Origin of the sequence: Nocardia pseudobrasiliensis NBRC 108224 (assembly GCF_001613105.1) — a bacterium.
GTDB classification, from domain to species: domain Bacteria; phylum Actinomycetota; class Actinomycetes; order Mycobacteriales; family Mycobacteriaceae; genus Nocardia; species Nocardia pseudobrasiliensis.
The window spans coordinates 1-20957 of sequence record NZ_BDBS01000070.1; the positions used below are offsets into that span (position 1 = coordinate 1).

Consider the following 20957-nt stretch of genomic DNA (forward strand, 5'->3'; position numbering starts at 1 on the left):
GTGATCGCGCGCCAGGCTCATCAGCCCGGCATGGGTCCGCGCGTCCACCGCGAACGGCACCCGTCCGCCCGCCAGGCTCGCGACCGCGGGCCGCGGGCGATCGGTCGGCAGGTCGAGCAGATCCGGCAGTCCGGCCAGTTCGCGACGCCAATACGAGATCTGCTGGGCGGCAATCGAATCCGGATCCGATTCATCGCCCAGGACGGCGCGCTGCCACAGCGCGTAGTCGGCGTACTGCACCCGCAGCGGCTGCCAGGCGGGGGCCTCCCCCGCGATGCGCGCGGCGTAGGCGATCATGACATCGCGCACCAGCGGGCCCATGGACGAGGCGTCGGCGGCGATGTGGTGCACCACGACCCCGAGCACGTACTCCGGCGTGGGCGCGTCCGAAATGCGCAGCAGCCGAACGCGAACCGGCACCTCGGCGGTCACATCGAACGGCGTCGCCGCCAGCGCGTACACCGCCGCGGCCACGGCGTCGGCCGTCACATCCTCGACGGTCACGCCCAGGCGGGTGTCCGGCGGCAGGATGACCTGCGCCGGGCCCTCGGGAGTTTCGGGATAGATCGTGCGCAGCACCTCGTGCCGCAGGATCACATCGTCGAGCGCGTCCGACAGGGCGTCGGTATCCAGCTCACCGCTCAACCGCAGCGCGAACGGCAGGTTGTAGGCCACCGAACCGTCGGCCTGATCGAACCGGTTGAGGAACCACATGCGCCGCTGCGCCAGCGACAGCGGCAGCCGCTCGGGCCGCCGCACGCCGCCCAGTGCCACGGTCGGGCGGGCGTGGGTCTGCGATTCCACGGCCGCGGCCAGCCCGGCGACGGTCGAGGTCTCGAACAGCGCCCGCACGGGGATCCGGCTCTCGAGCAGCGCGCCCAGCCGGGCGACCACCCGGGTGGCGATCAGCGAATTGCCGCCCAAAGCGAAGAAGTCGTCGTCGGCGCCGACCCGGGCCACCTCGAGCACATCGGCGAACACCTCCGCCACCATTTCCTCGACCGGTGTCGCGGGAGCGCGGAATTCGCGCGCCGCGAACACCGGTTCGGGCAGCGCGCGGCGATCGAGTTTGCCGCTGGCATTGAGCGGGAACGCCTCCAGCGCCACGATGGTGGCCGGAACCATGTATGCGGGCAGGGTTTTCGCGATCGCGTCGCGCAGTTCGTCGGCGTCGATCCGATGACCGGGTACCGGCACCGCGTAGGCGACCAGCTGATCACCCAGCGCCGACCCCATCACCAACGCCACGGCCTGACTCACCGACGGCTGACCCAGCAACGCCGTCTCGATCTCACCCAACTCGATCCGCTGACCACGGAACTTCACCTGAAAATCGGTGCGCCCGAGGTAATCCAGCCGCGCGGGCAGTTTATCGGTCGCATCGCGCCAGACGACCAGATCGCCCGTGCGATACATGCGCGAGCCGATATCGGAGAACTCCGCGGCCCCGAAGGGGTTGGCCACGAACCGATCCGCGGTCAGATCCGGCCGCCGCACATAACCGCGCGCCAACTGATCACCCGCGAGATACAACTCACCCGGCACACCCGCCGGCACCGGCCGCAACCGCGAATCCAACACGTAGACCCGAGTGTTCCACTGCGGCAGACCGATCGGCACACTCGACCGGTCGGTGTCGCGGGCCTCCCAGTAGGTCACCGAGACCGCGGCCTCGGTGGGCCCGTACAGATTGTGCACCTTCGCCGGGCAGACCAGGCGCAGCGCCTGCACGGTCTCCGGCGGCAGCGCCTCACCGATGACGAAGATGTCGCGCAGCGTCGGGCAGGCGCCCGCGGTCAGATGCGCCGCGAAGACGGTGAGCATGGACGGTACGAAGTCGGTGACCGTGACCTGCTCGGCCGCAATGGTTTCCGCGACGTACACCGGATCCCGATGTCCATCGTGGGTGGCCACCACAAGCTTCGCGCCCGTACGCAGCGGCATGAAATAGCCCCACAGCGACACATCGAAAGTGGTCGCCGTCTTCTGCAGATACACATCACCCGGCCACATCGGGTACTGCGCGAGCATCCACTCGGTCTGATTGTGGATCGCGCCGTGCGAGACGGCCACGCCCTTGGGGCGGCCGGTGGAGCCCGAGGTGAAGATGACATACGCCGGATGCTCGGCCCGCACCGGGGCGAGGAGTTCGGCGTCGGCGATCGGACCGGCCGGATAGAGCGACAGGTCGAGGCGATCGATCTCGATCGGGTCCGGTCCCGCGATCGCGACCCGGTCGCGGGCGGTGGTCAACACGCACAGCGGCCGAGCCGTATCGAGGATGTGCGCGATGCGGTCGGCCGGATGATCCGGATCCAGCGGCACGTACGCACCACCGGCCGCCACGATCGCGTACATGCCGACGACCAGATCCAACGACCGGCGAATCGCCAGTCCCACCAGGGTCTCCGGACCGACGCCGCGCGAAATCAGCAGCCGGGCAAGGCGGTTCACCCGGGCGTCGAATTCGGCGTAGGTGAGCGATTGCCCCTCGTAGCTCACCGCGACCGAGTCCGGGAATGTGGTCACCGCCCGGCGGTAACCGTCGAGCAGCAGCTCCGGCGCGATTTCATGGCGGGTCTCGTTCCAGCCGTACAGAATTCGGCCGCGTTCGACCTCGGAGAGCAGGTCGATCGCGCCGACCGGACGTTCGGGCTCCTCGGTGACCGCGGTCAGCACCCGCACGAACCGATCGGCGAAACGGGCGATGGTCGCCTGGTCGAACAGATCGGTGGCATAGGTGAACAGCGCCGAGAAACCGCCTGGACCGCTGTCGTCCTCGCGCGGCACGATCGTCAGCTGCAGATCGAATTTGGCGACCGCACCGTCGAATTCGACCGCGCGCACCGACAGATCGGGCAGTTCCAGATGCGGCTTGTCCATATTCTGAAAGAACAACGCCACCTGGAACAACGGATGATGCGCTTGCGAACGCACCGGATCCAACACCTCGACCAACCGCTCGAACGGCAACTCCGCATGCGAGAACGCCCCGAGATCGGACTCCTTCACCACCGCCAGCAAATCCGCGAACGAACCGGCCGCGTCGACCCGGGTCCGCAGCACCAAGGTGTTGACGAACATGCCGACGAGCTCGTCCAATTCGCGCTCACCGCGCCCGGCCACCGGGGTGCCGATGGTGATGTCCTCGGTGGCCGACAACCGCGCCAGCAGCACCGCGAACGCCGCATGCGCGGCCATGAACAGCGATGAGCCATTGCGCTGCGCCAATTCGAGCAGCCGCGCGTGAATCTTGGCGTCGACCTCGAAGCCGTACTCCCCGCCGCGACCGGAGGCCACCGCGGGCCGCGGCCGATCCGCGGGCAGATCCAGCCGATCGGGGATACCCGCCAAAGCCGTACGCCAGTAATCGATCTGACGCGCCGCCACCGAGTCGGCATCGGATTCGTCACCCAGTACCGCGCGCTGCCACAGCGTGTAGTCGGCGTACTGCACCGGCAGTGGCTCCCAGCCGGGTGCCCCACCCGCGCGCCGGGCCAGATACGCGGTCATCAGATCGCGCACCAGCGGCGCGACGGACGCGCCGTCGGCCGCGATGTGGTGAATCGCCACGGCCAGCACATAATCGGATTCGGCCGAGCCGGAATCGAGCTGCAGCAGCGCGATCCGCAGCGGCACCTCGGCCGTCACATCGAATCCCGCGAACGCGAACGCGCCCAGCCAGTCCTCGATCTCGTCGGGGGCGATGGGTTTGGCCGCGACATCGGGCAGGGCGCGCTCGGGCGGCAGCACGACCTGGTAGCCGGTGCCGTCCACGGCCGGGTAGATCGTGCGCAGCGTCTCGTGCCGTTCGACCACATCGGCGACCGCGGCCTGCAGCGCGTCGATGTCGAGCTCACCGGTCAGACGGATCGCGAACGGGATATTGCCCGCCGCCGAGGCGGTATCGAACCGGTTGAGGAACCAGACCCGCTGCTGCGCGGGTGAGAGCGGTATCCGCGCCGGACGCGGCATGGGCTCGAGCGCGATGCGGCCGCCCACGTCGGTGAGCGCGGCGATCGCGGCGGCCAGCAGGGCGACCGTTGGCGCGTCGAAGATCAGCCGCGGCGGCACGCGGGTGCCCAGCGCCGCGGCCAGGCGTGCGGCGACCTGCGTGGCGATCAGCGAATTGCCGCCCAGTTCGAAGAAGTCATCGTCCGCGCCGACCGGCGTTGCCGGGCCGAGCAGTTCGGTGAACACCTCGGCCACGAGTTCCTCGGCACGACCGGATGGCGCGCGGAACTGCCTGGTGTGCAGGACCGGCGCGGGCAGGGCCGTGCGATCGAGTTTGCCCGCCGGGGTCAGCGGGATCTCATCGATGAGCATGACGCTGGTGGGCACCATATGCGCGGGCAGCGAGCGACCCGCGAAGGCGATCAGCTCCGCGGCGTCGATCTCGGGCGCGGTGGCGTGCACGTAGGAGACCAGCACCGTCGCGCCGCTGGGCAGCGCGTGTCCGAGGGTGACGGCGAAATCCACCGATTCGTGCGCGGCCAGCACGGCATCGATCTCACCCAGTTCGATCCGGAAGCCACGGATCTTGACCTGGAAGTCGTTGCGGCCCAGGTATTCCAGCTCACCATCGACCGTCCGGCGCACCAGATCCCCGGTGCGGTACAGGCGCGGGGGCGCGCCCTCGGTCTCGGCGAAGGGGTTGGCCACGAAGCGCGCGGCGGTCAGCTCGGGTCGCGCGTGATAGCCGCGCGCCAACAAGGCACCACCCACGTACAGCTCGCCCACCGCGCCCGCGGGCACCGGCGAAAGCCGGTCGTCGAGAATGTATTCGGTGACCCCGCGGATCGACCGGCCGATGGTCACCGACGCGTCGGGATCCAGTGGGCCGCCGATATTGGTCGCGACCGTCGCCTCGGTCGGGCCGTAGGCATTGAAGAACTGCCGCCCGGGCCCGTCGACATCGGCCGGAATCGTCCAGCGCCGCACCAGTTCCGGCGGGCAGGTGTCGCCGCCGACCACCACCACGCGCAGCCGGTCCAGTCCGGCCGGATCCACCGAGGCCAGCGCGGCCGGGGTGACGAAGGCATGGGTGAGCTGCTCGCGGGCCAGCAGCGCCGCGAGTTCCTCGCCACCGAGCACCGACGGCGCGGCCACGACCATGGTGGCACCGCCGCCGAGGGCGAGCAGCAGTTCCAGGATCGACGCGTCGAATGACGGCGTCGCGAAATGCAGTGTGCGCGAACCACTGTCGACGCGATAGCGCTCTCGCTGCTCATCGCACAGATTCGACAGTCCGGCCTGGGTCACCACGACGCCCTTGGGCTTGCCGGTGGAGCCGGAGGTGTAGATCACATAGGCCGGATGTTCCGCGCGCAGCGGGCGCACGCGGTCCTCGTTGGTGACCGGTTCGGCCGAGCACCGTTCCAATGTGGTGCGAATACCGCCGTCGACGGCCAGCCATTCCACGCCGCCGGGCAGCCGGTCGCGCACCGACGATATGGTCAGGCCGAGCGCCGCACCGGAGTCGGTGACCATATGCGCCACCCGCTCCGGCGGATAGTTCGGATCCACCGGCACGAAGGCCGCGCCGGCCTTGGCGACCGCCCATACCGCGACGACGGATTCCACCGAGCGCGGAATGCCGAGCGCCACCCGGTCCTCCGGCCCGATACCGCGTTCGATCAGCAGTCGAGCCAATCGCGTGGATCGTTCATCCAATTCGGCGTAGGTCAGCTCCGCCAACCTGGCGTTCGCGTCCGCGAATACCAGCGCGATGCCATCCGGATTCGCCTCGACCGCCGTGCTCATCAGGCGCGGCAGCGTCGTGACGCGCGCCCGTCGAACCCTGGTCGGCCGCTGACGTGCAGGGCGCGTCATGCGCTCCACCCAGCCCGCAGACGGTGAGTCGTCTCGTGTTGCAAATCTCCCCAGCCCCCGACTGCGAGCATCAAGATGAAACCTTCTGTGCGCTTACGTAGAACCTTCGCAATCTTGCCTTGCCCGGGCTGTTAGCGCATCCCTGCTGGTGACGCACGCCCTAAGGTTCAGGGTCACGAAATGTCAATAGCTATTTGCTATCTCCAGGAAGCAGTTCCTCGATGGTCAGGACGACCTCGGCCGCACCGAATTCGGACACCGGGCTCGGGCCCTGTTCGATCACCACGGCCCGCAGGTCCTCGAGCGGTTCCGGATCCAGCTGGGCCAGTCCGACGCCGTCGGTGAACAGGTGCGTCACCCATTCATCGGCCAGCGCCTCGGTAGTGGTATCAGCGGGCACCACCAACGACGCACCGGTGGCTCCGGCCGCGACGATCTCGAGCACACCCGCGACCGAATCCGCCCGGCCCTGCCGGAATGTCCGCGATTCGAAAGTGAGCTCGGTCCGCGACCGTACGCGATCCACCGCGACGGCGAGTCCGTCGTAGCCGAGCACGGTCGCCTCGGTGACGAAGGCCGGATCGACGCCGCGCAGCGCGCGGGTGCGATTGGCGTAGGTGACCGGTCGCGCCGATTCCCCGGCGATCTCGGCGACCACGCCCGGATCGTCGAGCACCAGCCAGTCGATGCCGCCGGGCTCTCCGGCCCGGGTCGCGGCCGTGGTGAGTCCCACCTTGATCTCGAGCGCGGCGGGCAGCGCGGCGCCATCGCTCACCGGCACCACGGCCGCGCCCGCCTTGAGCACGGCCCAGGTGGCCACGGCCGCCTCCACGCCGCGACCGAGCCGCAGCGCGACACCGACACCCGGACCGCAGCCACGTCCGATCAACACCCGGGCCAGACGCGATGAGCGAGCATCGAGTTCGGCGTAGCTGACCGCATCCTCGCCGAAAGCCAGGGCGGGTCCATCCGGATCATCCTCCACGGCCGCGGCCAGCGCCTGCGCCAGCGTGGTGCCGATGGTGGCGGCGGCCTCGACGGGTTCGGCGTATTCGGGTTCGGCGCGGTGTTCCTGCTCGTCGAGCAGGTCGATCGCGCCGACCAGAATCTGCGGATCGGCGGCGACCGCGGTCAGAATGCGCTCGAAGCGACGCCCCAGAGCCTGCACGCTGGATTCATCGAAAAGATCGGTCGCATAGGTCAACACCGTGATCAACTCACCCGGCGTACCGTCCACCCCATACTGCGGCTCGACGGTAACCTGCAGATCGAACTTCGCCGCCACCGCATCGGTATCCAGCCCGGCAATCGTCAAACCCGGCAACTCCAACGCGGGCTGCTCGGTGTTCTGGAACGACAGCACCACCTGAAACAAACTCTGCGCCCCCGACCGACCCGGCGCGACCACCTCGACCACCCGCTCGAACGGAATATCGGCATTCGCGAACGCGGAAAGATCCGCCTCCCTGGCCTTCTCCACCAACTCATGGAACGTATCGGCGGTACTGACACCGGTCCGCAGAGCCAACGTATTGACAAACATACCGACCAAATCATCCAACGCACGCTCACCACGACCCGCGATCGGCGTACCGACCACGATATCCGCACTACCGGACTGCCGCGCCAACAGCACCACCAACGCCGCATGCACAACCATGAACAGCGACGAATTATGCTCACGCGCAACCCGAACCAGACCCTCATGCACCGCAGCAGGCACCAGGAAGCCGACCGCGCCACCCCGCATCGACGGCACCGACGGACGCGGACGGTCCAGCGCGAGCACCGGGCCGGTGGACAGCCCGGCCAGCTGTTCGCGCCAGAACTTCAACTGCTTCGCGGCAACCGAATTCTCATCGTCATCGCTGCCTATGACGGTGCGCTGCCAAATCGCGAAGTCCGCGTACTGCACCTCGAGCGGAACCCAACCCGGGTCCCCACCCTGACTGCGAGCCACATACGCGGTCACCAGATCACGAGCCAACGGAGCCATCGACGCACCGTCACCGGCAATATGATGGACGACCAGGGCCAGCAGATATTCCTGACCGCTCTGCAGCAGCAGTCCACGCACCGGAACCTGCTGTGTCACATCGAATCCGGTCGACATCAGCTCGGTAATACGACCCATCGGATCGACAGTGGTCTCCACCACCAATCCGTCGGGCAGCGCCTCACTCGCCGACAAAATCTCCTGATACGGCAGCCCGCCCGGACCACCGGCCGGATAGCGCGTGCGCAAGACCTCGTGTCGCTCGACCACATCGGCGACCGCCCGCCGCAACGCGTCCACATCGAGCGCACCGGACAGCCGGATCGCCAACGGGATATTGTACGAAGGAGATTCGGGATCAAGCTGATTGATCACCCACATCCGCTGCTGCGCCAACGACAACGGCACCCGATCGGTACGCGCAGCCGGGCCCAGCTTCAGCCGCACCGCTCCCGCCGCTGCGCCGGGCACGATACGGGCAGCGAGCAGCGCGACCGAGGACGCCTCGAACAGTTCGCGCACGGCCAGATTCGCATCCAACGCCTCATTGATCCGCGCGACCGCACGAGTAGCCAACAGCGAATTACCACCCAAAGCAAAGAAGTCGTCATCCAAACCGACCTCCCCCACACCCAGCAGATCACCGAACACATCGGCCACCGCCTGCTCGATCGGCGTACCCGGCGCACGATAGACAGCCGAGCCGAGGAACTCCGGCGCGGGCAGCGCCCGGCGGTCGAGCTTGCCGTTGGGAGTAAGCGGCAGCACGTCGAGCACCACAATGGCGTCGGGAATCATATAGCCGGTGAGGAATTCGCCCACCTCGGCGCGCAGCGCGGCCGAATCGAGCTCCACGCCGCCCTCGGCCACCACATAACCCACCAGCCGATCACCGGCATGCTCATCGGCCCGCACGATCACCACGGCCTGACTCACACCCGAGCAGCGCAGCAGCGCCGCCTCGATCTCACCCAGTTCGATACGGAATCCACGCAGCTGAACCTGCTGATCGCTACGCCCCGCGTATTCCAGATTCGCTTCACCATTGAATCCGGCCCAGCGACCGATATCGCCGGTCCGGTACATCCGCGCGCCGGGCGGACCGTACGGATCGGCCACGAACCGGGATGCGGCCAGCGCCGGGCGGCCGAGATATCCGCGCGAAAGCTGTTCGCCCGCCACATACATCTCACCGGCCACCCCGACCGGCGCGGGATGCAGCCGATCGTCGAGCACATAGGTCTGCAGACCCGGCAGGGCCCGGCCGATCACGCTGGCCGGGCTGTCGCACAGCCGCTCGTCCAGCTCCAGGAACGATACGTGCACCGTGGTCTCGGTAATGCCGTACATATTGATCAGCTGCGGCGCGTCGGAGGCATGCCGCTCGTACCAGCGTTGCAACTGCCGCAGATCCAGCGCCTCGCCGCCGAACACCACGTAGCGCAGCGCGAACTTACCCGCGTCCGCATGCGCGGCCCGATCGGCCTCGGCCAGCTGGTAGAAGGCGGAAGGCGTCTGGTTGAGTACGGTCACCTGTTCGCGAATCAGCAACTCGCGGAACAGCTCCGGCGATCGGGAAGTCAGATAGTCGACCACCACGACCGCGCCGCCGTTGGCCAGCGCGCACCACAGCTCCCACACCGAGAAGTCGAAGGCGTAGGAGTGGAACAGCGTCCAGACGTCGGTCTCGTCGAATTCGAACAGCAGCTGGGTATTGGCGAACAGCTCCAGCACATTGCGGTGCGAGACGCCCACGCCCTTGGGCACACCGGTGGAACCGGAGGTGTAGATGACATAGGCCAGATTCTCCGGTCGCAGCGGCGCGATCCGGTCGGCATCGGTGACCCGATCGTCGGTGTAGCCGTCGGCCTCCGACAGCAGCATGATCGGAATATCGGTGTCCGGCAGCGAGTCCCGCATCTCGGCCGTGGTGAGGATGCAGGTCGGAGCGGCATCGTTCAGCATGAACTCCAACCGCTGCGCCGGATAGGTGGTGTCGATCGGCAGATAGCCCGCACCCGAGGTCAACGTGCCGAGCAGTGCGATCGGCAGGGCCTCGTCGCGCGGAACCGCCACGGCCACCAGGGTTTCCGGTCCCGCGCCCCGGTCGATCAGCGCCCGCGCCACCCGATTGGCGCCCCGCTGCATCTCCCGGAAGGTGACCCCGGTTTCGCCGAATCGGATCGCGACCGCGTCCGGACGTCGACGCGCCTGCGTCGCGACCAGATCCGCCAGCGTGACCGACGGCACCTCGACGCCGGGCGAATTCCATTCGCGCAGTACCAGTTCGCGCTCGCCCGGAGCCAGCACGTCGATATCACCGACCACCGCGCCCGCATCATCGGCCACCGCAGCCAGCACCCGGCGGAAACGATCGGCGAAATCCTGCACCGTCGCCTCGTCGAACAGATCGGTGGCATAACTGAACGCCGCCGACATACCCAGCGGCACACCGTGCTCATCGATCCGCTCGGCCAGCGTCAGCTGCAGATCGAACTTCGCCAGCGGCACCGACATATCCACACCCGACACCACCAGACCCGGCAGCTCCAGATGAGTCTGGGCCAGATTCTGGAAGGTCAACATCACCTGGAACAGCGGATGCCGACTCGTCGAACGCACCGGATCCAACAGCTCCACCAGCCGCTCGAACGGCACATCGGCATGACCGAAGGCTTCCACATCGATCCCACGGACGGTGCCGAGCAGACCCTCGAAACGGGCGGCCGGGTCGACATCGGTGCGCAGCACGAGGGTATTGACGAACATGCCGATCAGATCGTCCAGCGCCGCCTCGCCACGACCCGCGACGGGGGTGCCGATCGCGATGTCGCGAGTGCCCGACAGTCGGGCCAGCAGCACCGCCAACGCGGCATGCACGACCATGAACAACGTTGAATTGTGCTGGTGTGCCAGGCGATTCAACGCCGCATGCACACCGGCGTCGATCTCGAAGTCGAAGGTCGCGCCATGATTGGTGGCGATGGCAGGGCGCGGCCGGTCGGCGGGTAGATCCAACTGGTCGGGCAGCGCGGCCAGGGTGCGTCGCCAGTAGTCGATCTGCTGCGACAGCAGCGATTCCGGATCGTCCTCGACGCCGAGTGTCTCGCGCTGCCACAGCGCGTAGTCGGCGTACTGCACCTCGAGCGGGGTCCATTCCGGCTGGCCACCGCGGACGCGATCGAGGTAGGCGGTCATGAGGTCGCGGGTCAGCGGGGCCATCGAGAAACCATCACCCGCGATGTGATGCACCACGCACACCAGCACATAATCACTGCCGGACAGCCGAATCACCCGCAACCGCACCGGCGGAGCCGTGGTCACATCGAACCCGGCGGTCACCGTCTCCGCGACCAACCCGAACACCTCGGACTCACTCGCATCGACGACCGGAAGCTCCGGCACCGCACGAGAATCCGACGCCGAAAGCACCAACTGGTAACCCTCACCATCAAGTTCGGGATACACCGTCCGCAACACCTCGTGACGCTCCACCAGATCCCGCACCGCCGCCCGCAGGGCGTCCACGTCCAGGCTGCCGGTCAAGCGAACCGCGACCGGGATGTTGTTGACCGCACTGGCCGGATCGAACCTGTTGAGGAACCACATTCGCTGCTGCGCGTAGGACAGCGGAATCCGCTCGGGGCGCGGCATCGGGCGCAGTTGCTGCCCGGCGGCCGAACCGGCATGGCGCTCCACGCGTTCGGCCAGCGCGGCCACGGTGGACGCCTCGAACAACAACTGCACCGGCACCCGCAGATCCAACGCCGCACCGATCCGCGCGGCGGCCTGCGCGGCCAACAACGAATTACCACCCAACTCGAAGAAGTCGTCGTCGACGCCCACCCGCCCCGGATTGTCCGGGGTGCCCGGCACGAGCAGCGCGGCGAATACGTCCGCGACGATCTCCTCCACCGGCGTGACCGGTGCGCGGAATTCCCGTGCGACGAAAGTGGGTTCGGGCAACCGCGCCCGATCCAACTTGCCGACCGGCGTCAGCGGAATCTCATCGAGCACCATGATCGAAGCCGGAATCATGTACGCGGGCAACGACTCCGCGAGGAATTCCGCCAGCGCACCGGTGTCCAGGGCGGCTTCCCCGCGCGGCAGCACATAGGAGACCAGCGCGGTCGCGCCCGAGGGCAGCGTGCGGCCCAGGGTGGCGGCGTAGTCGATATCGGGGTGGGCGGTCAGCGCATTGTCGATCTCGCCCAGTTCGATGCGGAAGCCACGGATCTTCACCTGGAAGTCGGACCGACCCAGATATTCGATGGTGCCGTCGGATTCATTGCGGCGCACCAGGTCTCCGGTGCGATACAGCCGTGCGCCCGCACCCTCGGCGGCGGTGCCGAACGGGCTGGCCACGAAGCGATCGGCGGTCAGGCCCGGACGTCCCAGATACCCCTGGGCCAGCGCCGGGCCGGACAGATACAGTTCGCCGATCACCCCGGCGGGCACCGGACGCAATCGCGAATCCAGTACGAACGCACCGACTCCCGCGATCGGGGAGCCGATGGTGATCGGCTCGCCCGGCTCCAGCGGGGCGCTCGAGGTGGCGAGGATGGTCGCCTCGGTCGGGCCGTAACCGTTGTAGAACAGCCGCCCGTCGCGGGCCCAGCGGTGCACCAGTTCGGGGCCGAATTTGTCACCGGCGACGACGACCGCCTCGAGGTCGTCCAGGCCGGTCGGATCCACCGATTCCAGCGCGCCCGGTGTGATGAGCATGTGTGTGATCTGTTCGCGGCGCAGCAGATCGGCGAGCTCGAAGCCGCCGAAGATCTGCGGCGGCGACACCACCAGGGCCGCGCCCGAGGAGAACGCCAGCAGCAGTTCCAGCACCGAGACATCGAAATTGGGCGAGCAGACGTGCAGAACCCGCGAATCCTCGCCGACGCCGTAGTGCTCGCGCTCGGCGGCCACCAGCGCGCCCAGACCGGTGTGGGTGACCACCACGCCCTTGGGGCGACCGGTCGAACCGGAGGTGTAGATGAGATAGGCCGGATGCTGCTCGGTCAGCGGGCGCACCCGGTCGGTGTAGGAGATCGGATGCGACGGCCGCGTGGCCACCCGCCCGGCCACCACCGGATCGTCGAGCTCGAGCCAGTAGACGCCGGTGCCGAGTGCGGCGCGATGCGCACTGGTCGTCAGACCCAGCACCGCACCGGAATCGGACACGATATGAGCGATCCGCTCGGCCGGATAGGTCGGATCGACCGGGACATAGGCCGCGCCGGTCTTGGCGATCGCCCAGACCGACAGCACCGATTCGATCGACCGGGTGATACCGATCGCGACCACGTCACCGGCGCCGATCCCACGGTCGATCAGCTCCCGGGCCAGCCGTGAGGAGGTCTCGTCGAGCTCTCGGTAGGTGAGTTCACGCGCGTCGGCCGACTCTCCGGTTCCAGCGAACCGGATCGCCACCGAATCGGCCGCGGACTCCACGGACGCGGTAAGCAGCTGCCCGAACAGCGGGCTGCCCGACCGGCGACGACGGCTACCACGAGCAGAGCGGCGGGCAGTATCCATTCGAGTGCATTCACCTCTCGCGTTCATCAGGTCCGCACGGCCGAACAATGTCGGCGTCCCCACCCCGCGGTTCGAGCAATCATATAGGGGCGCGCGGTAGGGCGGTGGCCGCCCGAGCTACCTACTACTCATCGGTAGAAGGGTGCCCGAGCGTTGCGCCAATACCCCAATTGGATGGGCTGTGTCACAGCCCGCGCAACCGCTGGGGGATACGAACCGTGCGGTCTGTCGAGAGGTGCAGGCTATTACCCCAGGCCCTCCCCACGTACCTCCGCGAGTTCCTCGAGGGTGAGGACGACCTCGGCGACGCCGAACCCATTCGCCGGGATCGTCCCGGATTCGATCACCACGGCCCGCAGGTCCTCGAGCGGTGCCGGATCCAATCCGGCAAGACCCACACCATCGATGAACAGGTGCGTCACCCACTCATCGGCCAGCGCCTCAGAGCCGAGCTCGGCGGGAACCACCAGTGACGCACCCGCGGCCCCGGCCGCGACGATCTCGAGCACGCCAGCGACCGAATCCGCCCGGCCCTGCCGGAACGTCCGCGATTCGAAGGTCAGCTCGGTGCGCGAGCGCACTCGATCCACCACCGCCGCCAACGCGTCATAACTCAGTACCGTCTCTGCGGCCGCGAAGGCCGGATCGGGGCCGCGCAGCGCACGGGTGCGGGTCGCATAGGTGACCGGCCGCGCGGACTGTCCGGCGATCTCGGCGACCACGCTCGGATCGTCGAGCGCCAGCCAGTCGATGCCGCCGGGCTCCCCGGTGGCCGAATCCGCCAGGCCCACCTTGAATTCCACCGTGGTCGGCAGGGCCACCCCGTCGGCCAGCGGTACCATGGCCGCGCCCGCCTTGAGCACGGCCCAGGTGGCCACGGCCGCCTCCACGCCGCGACCGAGCCGCAGCGCGACACCGACACCCGGACCGCAGTCGCGCGCGATCAGCACCCGGGCCAGCCTGGACGAGCGGGCGTCGAGTTCGTGATATGTGATCGCCTTGTCGCCGAAGGCCAGGGCGGGTCCGTCCGGATCATCGTCGACGGCCGCGCCCAGCGCCTGCGCCAGCGCCGTGCCGACGGTCGTGGCGAGTTCGGCGGATTCGCTTCGGTCGGATTCGATGCGGTGTTCCTGCTCGTCGAGCAGGTCGATCGCGCCGACCAGAATCTGCGGATCGGCGGCGACCGCGGTCAGAATGCGCTCGAAGCGACGCCCCAGAGCCTGCACGCTGGATTCATCGAAAAGATCGGTCGCATAGGTCAACACCGTGATCAACTCACCCGGCGTGCCATCCGCTTCATGCTGCGGCTCGACGGTGACCTGCAGATCGAACTTCGCCGCCACCGCATCGGTATCCAGCCCCGCGATCGTCAACCCCGGCAACTCCAACGAAGGCTGCTCGGTGTTCTGGAACGACAACACCACCTGGAACAAACTCTGCGCCCCCGACCGGCCCGGCGACACGACCTCGACCACACGCTCGAACGGGATATCCGCATTGGCGAACGCCGAAAGATCCGCCTCCCTGACCTTCTCGACCAGCGCATCGAAGGTGTCCGATGTGCTCACTGCGGTCCGCAGAGCCAGCGTATTGACGAACATGCCCACCAAATCATCCAACGCACGCTCACCACGACCCGCGATCGGCGTACCGACCACGATATCCGCACTACCGGACTGCCGCGCCAACAACACCGCCAACGCCGCATGCACAACCATGAACAGCGACGAATTATGCTCACGCGCAACCCGAACCAGACCCTCATGCACCGCCCGAGGCACTAGGAAGCCGACCCCGCCACCCCGCATCGACGGCACCGACGGACGCGGGCGGTCCAGTGGCAGTACCGGGCCCGTCGACAGGCCCGCCAACTGCTCACGCCAGTAGGCCAATTGTCGCGCCGCAACCGAATTCTCGTCGTCGTCGGAGCCGATCACGCCGCGCTGCCAGATCGCGAAATCGGCGTACTGCACCTCGAGCGGAGCCCACCCCGGATCACCACCCTGACTGCGCGCCACATACGCCGTCACCAGATCACGAGCCAGCGGAGCCATCGACGCACCGTCACCGGCAATGTGATGGACGACGAGTCCGAGCACATGCTCGGACTCGGTCAGTCGGATGACCCGTAGTCGCACCGGCGGCGCCGCGGTCACATCGAATCCGGTCGACATCAGCTCGGTAATACGACCCATCGGATCGACAGTGGTCTCCACCACGAGCCCGTCGGGCAGCGCCTCACTCGCCGACAAAATCTCCTGATACGGCAGCCCGCCCGGACCACCGGCCGGATAGCGCGTGCGCAGCACTTCGTGTCGCTCGACCACATCGGCGACCGCCCGCCGCAACGCGTCCACATCGAGCGCACCGGACAGCCGGATCGCCAACGGGATATTGTACGAAGGAGATTCGGGATCAAGCTGATTGATCACCCACATCCGCTGCTGCGCCAACGACAACGGCACCCGATCGGTACGCGCAGCCGGGCCCAGCTTCAGCCGCACCGCTCCCGCCGCTGCGCCGGGCACGATACGGGCAGCGAGCAGCGCGACCGAGGACGCCTCGAACAGTTCGCGCACGGCCAGATTCGCATCCAACGCCTCATTGATCCGCGCGACCGCACGAGTAGCCAACAGCGAATTACCACCCAAAGCGAAGAAGTCGTCATCCAAACCGACCTCACCCACACCCAGCAGATCACCGAACACATCGGCCACCGCCTGCTCGATCGGCGTACCAGGCGCACGATAGACAGCCGAGCTCCCGAACCCCGGCGCGGGCAGCGCCTTCCGGTCCAACTTGCCGTTGGGAGTAAGCGGCAACGCATCCAGCACCACGATCGCATCGGGCACCATATAGCCGGTGAGGAATTCACTCACCCGCGTACGCAGCCCGGCCGGATCGAGCGCCCGATCGCTCTCGGCCACCACATAACCCACCAGCCGATCACCCGCGTGCTCATCGGCCCGCACGACGACTGCGGCCTGACTCACACCCGGGCAGCGCAGCAGCGCCGCCTCGATCTCACCGAGTTCGATACGGAAGCCACGCAATTGGACCTGCTGATCGCCGCGCCCCGCGTATTCCAGATTCGCCTCACCATTGAATCCGGCCCAGCGACCGATATCGCCGGTCCGGTACATCCGCGCGCCGGGCGGGCCATACGGATCGGCCACGAACCGAGCCGCCGTCAAGCCCGAACGCCCCAGATATCCGCGCGAAAGCTGTTCGCCCGCAACATACATCTCCCCCGCCACCCCGACGGGAGCCGGATGCAGTCGAGCATCGAGGGCCCGCACCTCGAGGCCCGGCAGCGGGCGGCCGATCACACTGGCCGCGGCCTCGGTCAATCCCTCGTCGAGCGCCAGGAACGACACGTGCACCGTGGTCTCGGTAATGCCGTACATATTCACCAACCGCACCTCGGGATGATCGGCCCGCCAGCTCGCGACCCGGCGCAAATCCAGCGCCTCACCACCGAACACGACATGCCGCAACGCGAAACCACCGCTCACGGCGGCTCGATCGGCGGCCAGCAACTGATAGAACGCCGACGGCGTCTGATTCAGCACCGTCACACGCTCACGAATCAACAACTCACGGAACTGCTCCGGCGACCGCGAAGTCAGATAGTCGACCACCACCACAGCACCACCGCTAGCCAACGCCGCCCACAACTCCCACACCGAGAAATCGAAGGCGAACGAATGGAACACCGTCCACACATCGGACTCATCGAAACCGAACAACGGCCGCGCATTCGCCAACAACTGCAACACATTCCCATGCGAAACACCGACACCCTTGGGCACACCGGTCGAACCGGAGGTGTAGATGACATAGGCCAGATTCTCCGGCCGCAGCGGTGCGATCCGGTCGGCATCGGTCACGGGATCGGCCGCCCCGGTCTCGGCGTCGTCGAGCAGCATCACCGGAATATCGCTGTCGGGCAGACTCGCTCGCGCCTCGGCGGTGGTCAGGATGCAGATCGGGGCGGCGTCGGCGAGCGTGAACTCCAACCGCTGCCGGGGATAGCCGGTATCGATCGGTAGGTAGCCCGCACCCGAGAGCATCGCGCCCAGCAGTGCGACCGGCAGCTCCTCGGTTCGTGGAACGGCCACGGCCACCAGGGTTTCCGGTCCCGCGCCCCGGTCGATCAGCGCCCGCGCCACCCGATTGGCTCGGCTCTGCAACTCGCCGAATGTCAGCGTGGCCCCGTCGAAGCGGACCGCGACGGCATCCGGCCGATGTCGTGCCTGCTCCCCGACCAGATCGAGCAGCGTCGCCTGCGACGTCGCGGCACCCGGCGAATTCCATTCGCGCAGTACCAGTTCGCGCTCGCCCGGAGCCAGTACGTCGATATCACCGACCACCGCGCCCGCATCATCGGCCACCGCAGCCAGCACCCGGCGGAAACGATCGGCGAAATCCTGCACCGTCGCCTCGTCGAACAGATCGGTGGCATAACTGAACTCGGCCGACATACCCTGCGGGGCACCGTGTTCGTCAGTGCGCTCGGCCAAGGTCAGCTGCAGATCGAACTTCGCCAGCGGCACCGACATATCCACACCCGACACCGCCAGACCGGGTAGTTCAAGGCGGGTCTGGGCCAGGTTCTGGAAGGTCAACATCACCTGGAACAGCGGATGCCGACTCGTCGAACGCACCGGATCCAACAGCTCCACCAGCCGCTCGAACGGCACATCGGCATGACCGAAGGCCGCGATATCGGAGCCGCGGACCGCGGCCAGCAGTTCATCGAAACGGGCGGCCGGATCGACATCGGTGCGCAGCACGAGGGTATTGACGAACATGCCGATCAGATCGTCCAATTCGGCCGCGCCGCGACCCGCGATCGGAGTGCCGACGGCGATATCGCGGGTGCCCGACAATCGGGCCAGCAGCACCGCCAACGCGGCATGCACAACCATGAACAGGGTCGAATTGTGCTCGTGCGCCAGGCGATCGAGCGCCGCGTGCGCCTCGGCGTCGATTTCGAAGCCCAGTGTCGCGCCTCGATTGGACGCGACGGCCGGGCGTGGGCGGTCGGCGGGCAGATCCAACTGGTCGGGCAGGGCCGCGAGGGTGCGCCGCCAGAATTCGATCTGCTGCGACAGCAGCGATTCCGGATCGTCCTCGGTACCCAGCGTCTCGCGCTGCCACAGCGCGTAATCCGCGTACTGCACCGGCAGCGGCTGCCAGCTCGGCTCGACGGCATCGGCGCGGCCGAGGTAGGCGGTCATGAGGTCGCGGGTCAGCGGGGCCATCGAGAAACCATCACCCGCGATGTGATGCACCACGCACACCAGCACATAATCACTGCCGGACAGCCGAATCACCCGCAACCGCACCGGCGGAGCCGTGGTCACATCGAACCCGGCGGTCACCGTCTCCGCGACCAACCCGAACACCTCGGACTCACTCGCATCGACGACCGGAAGCTCCGGCACCGCACGAGAATCCGACGCCGAAAGCACCAACTGGTAACCCTCACCATCAAGTTCGGGATACACCGTCCGCAACACCTCGTGACGCTCCACCAGATCCCGCACCGCCGCCCGCAGCGCCTCGATATCCAGTCGCCCGCTCAGCCGCACGGCGACGGGGATATTGTTCACCGCGGTATCCGGATCGAACCTGTTCAGGAACCACATGCGCTGCTGCGCATAGGACAGCGGAATCCGCTCCGGCCGCGCCATGGGCCGCAGCGGCGCACCCGTCGCACCCACCAGCTGTTCGATCCGCTGCGCCAGCGCGGCCACGGTGGACGCCTCGAACAACAACTGCACCGGCACCCGCAGACCCAACGCCACACCGATCCGCGCGGCGGCCTGCGCGGCCAACAACGAATTACCACCCAACTCGATGAAATCGTCGTCGAGTCCGACCCGGCCGGGATTGTCCGGGGTACTCGGCACCAGCAATGCCGCGAACACCTCCGCGACGATCTCCTCCACCGGCGTGACCGGTGCGCGGAATTCCCGTGCGACGAAAGTGGGTTCGGGCAACCGCGCCCGATCCAACTTGCCGACCGGCGTCAGCGGAATCTCATCGAGCACCATGATCGAAGCCGGAATCATGTACGCGGGCAACGACTCCGCGAGGAATTCCGCCAGATCGCCGGTGTCGACCGAGGTTCCGGCCCGCGGCAGCACATAGGACACCAGCGCCGTCGCGCCCGAGGGCAGCGCCCGACCCAGCGTCGCCGCGTAGTCGATATCGGGGTGGGCGGTCAGCGCATTGTCGATCTCGCCCAACTCGATGCGGAAGCCACGCACCTTCACCTGGAAGTCCGAACGACCCAGATATTCGATCGTGCCATCGGATACATTGCGGCGCACCAGATCTCCGGTGCGATACATCCGCGCGCCCGGATTGCCGGTATCGGCCCCGAACGGGCTGGCCACGAAGCGGTCCGAGGTCAGGCTCGGGCGGTTCATATAGCCCCGCGCCAGCGCGGGCCCGGACAGATACAGCTCGCCGATCACCCCGGCGGGCACCGGACGCAAGCGCGAATCCAGTACGAACGCACCGATTCCCGGGATCGGCGACCCGATATCGATCGGCTCGCCCGGCCGCAGCGGGGTGCTGGCGGTGACCAGAATGGTGGCCTCGGTGGGACCGTAGATGTTGTAGAACGACCGGCCGTCGCGGGCCCAGCGGTTGACCAGCTCGGGACCGAACCGATCACCGATGACCGCGACCACCCGCAGGTCCGTCACGCCCGTCGGATCCACCGATTCCAGCGCGCCCGGTGTGATCAGCATGTGCGTAATCCGTTCGCGGCGCAACAGATCCGCGAGCTCGAAGCCGCCGAACACCCGGGGCGGGGATACCACCAGCGTCGCGCCCGAGGAGAACGCCAGCAGCAACTCCAGCACCGACACATCGAAATTCGGTGAGCAGATGTGCAGCACGCGCGATCCGACGCCGACGCCGTACCGCTCGCGTTCGGCGGCCACCAACGCACCGAGCCCGGCATGGGTGACCGCCACGCCCTTCGGGCGGCCGGTCGAGCCGGAAGTGAAGATCACGTAGGCCGGATGCGACTCGTGCGGCGGCCGGACCCGATCGGCATACGAGATCGGATACGCGGCCCGGCTCGCCACCCGCTCGGCCACCGCCGGATCGTCGAGCTCGAGCCAGTCGACATCGGCGCCGAGCGCCGATCGGTGTGCGACGGTCGTCAGGCCCAGCACCGCACCGGAATCGGCGAGCATATGCGCGATCCGCTCGGCCGGATAGGTCGGATCGACCGGCACATAGGCGGCACCGGTTTTCGCGATCGCCCAGACCGACAGCACCGATTCGATCGACCGGGAGATACCGATGGCGACGACGTCCCCCGCGCCGACACCGTGTTCGATCAGCTCCCGGGCCAGCCGCGAGGACGCCTCGTCGAGCTCCCGATAGGTGAGTTCACGCTGATCGCCCGGCTCCCCCGTCGGATTGGAACGGATCGCGACCGAATCCACCGCCGATTCGACCGCGGCACCCAGGATTTGCCAGAAGAGAGCAGCCCCCGATCTGCGTCGGCCCGCGCCGCGCACGCCGCGCTGAACTCTGCTCATGTCGATACTCCCACCCGCTAGGCTCCGTT

The 20957-nt window shown here is 67.5% G+C and carries 3 protein-coding genes; all 3 read right to left on the reverse strand.

Annotation, left to right across the window (positions count from 1 at the left end; genetic code table 11):
* Positions 1-5841, reverse strand: a 5841-nt coding sequence (locus tag NP4_RS37510) for a non-ribosomal peptide synthetase (RefSeq protein ID WP_373863902.1), incomplete at its 3' end; no start/stop codon positions are given.
* A 181-nt stretch (positions 5842-6022) separates the two neighbouring features.
* On the reverse strand, positions 6023-13357 hold the full coding sequence (locus tag NP4_RS37515; protein ID WP_068008715.1) for a non-ribosomal peptide synthetase: 7335 nt from the start codon (positions 13355-13357) through the stop codon (positions 6023-6025).
* Between the two features lie 245 nt (positions 13358-13602).
* A complete protein-coding gene (locus NP4_RS37520; RefSeq protein ID WP_068008718.1) occupies positions 13603-20928 on the reverse strand; it encodes a non-ribosomal peptide synthetase in 7326 nt (2441 codons plus the stop codon).
* Positions 20929-20957 lie beyond the last annotated feature (29 nt).

What these genes read in the sequence shown, in the direction of transcription:
- NP4_RS37515 (WP_068008715.1), bottom strand. Translation starts at nt 13,357, where the DNA reads ATGGATACTGCCCGCCGCTCTGCTCGTGGTAGCCGTCGTCGCCGGTCG.
- NP4_RS37520 (WP_068008718.1), bottom strand. Translation starts at nt 20,928, where the DNA reads ATGAGCAGAGTTCAGCGCGGCGTGCGCGGCGCGGGCCGACGCAGATCG.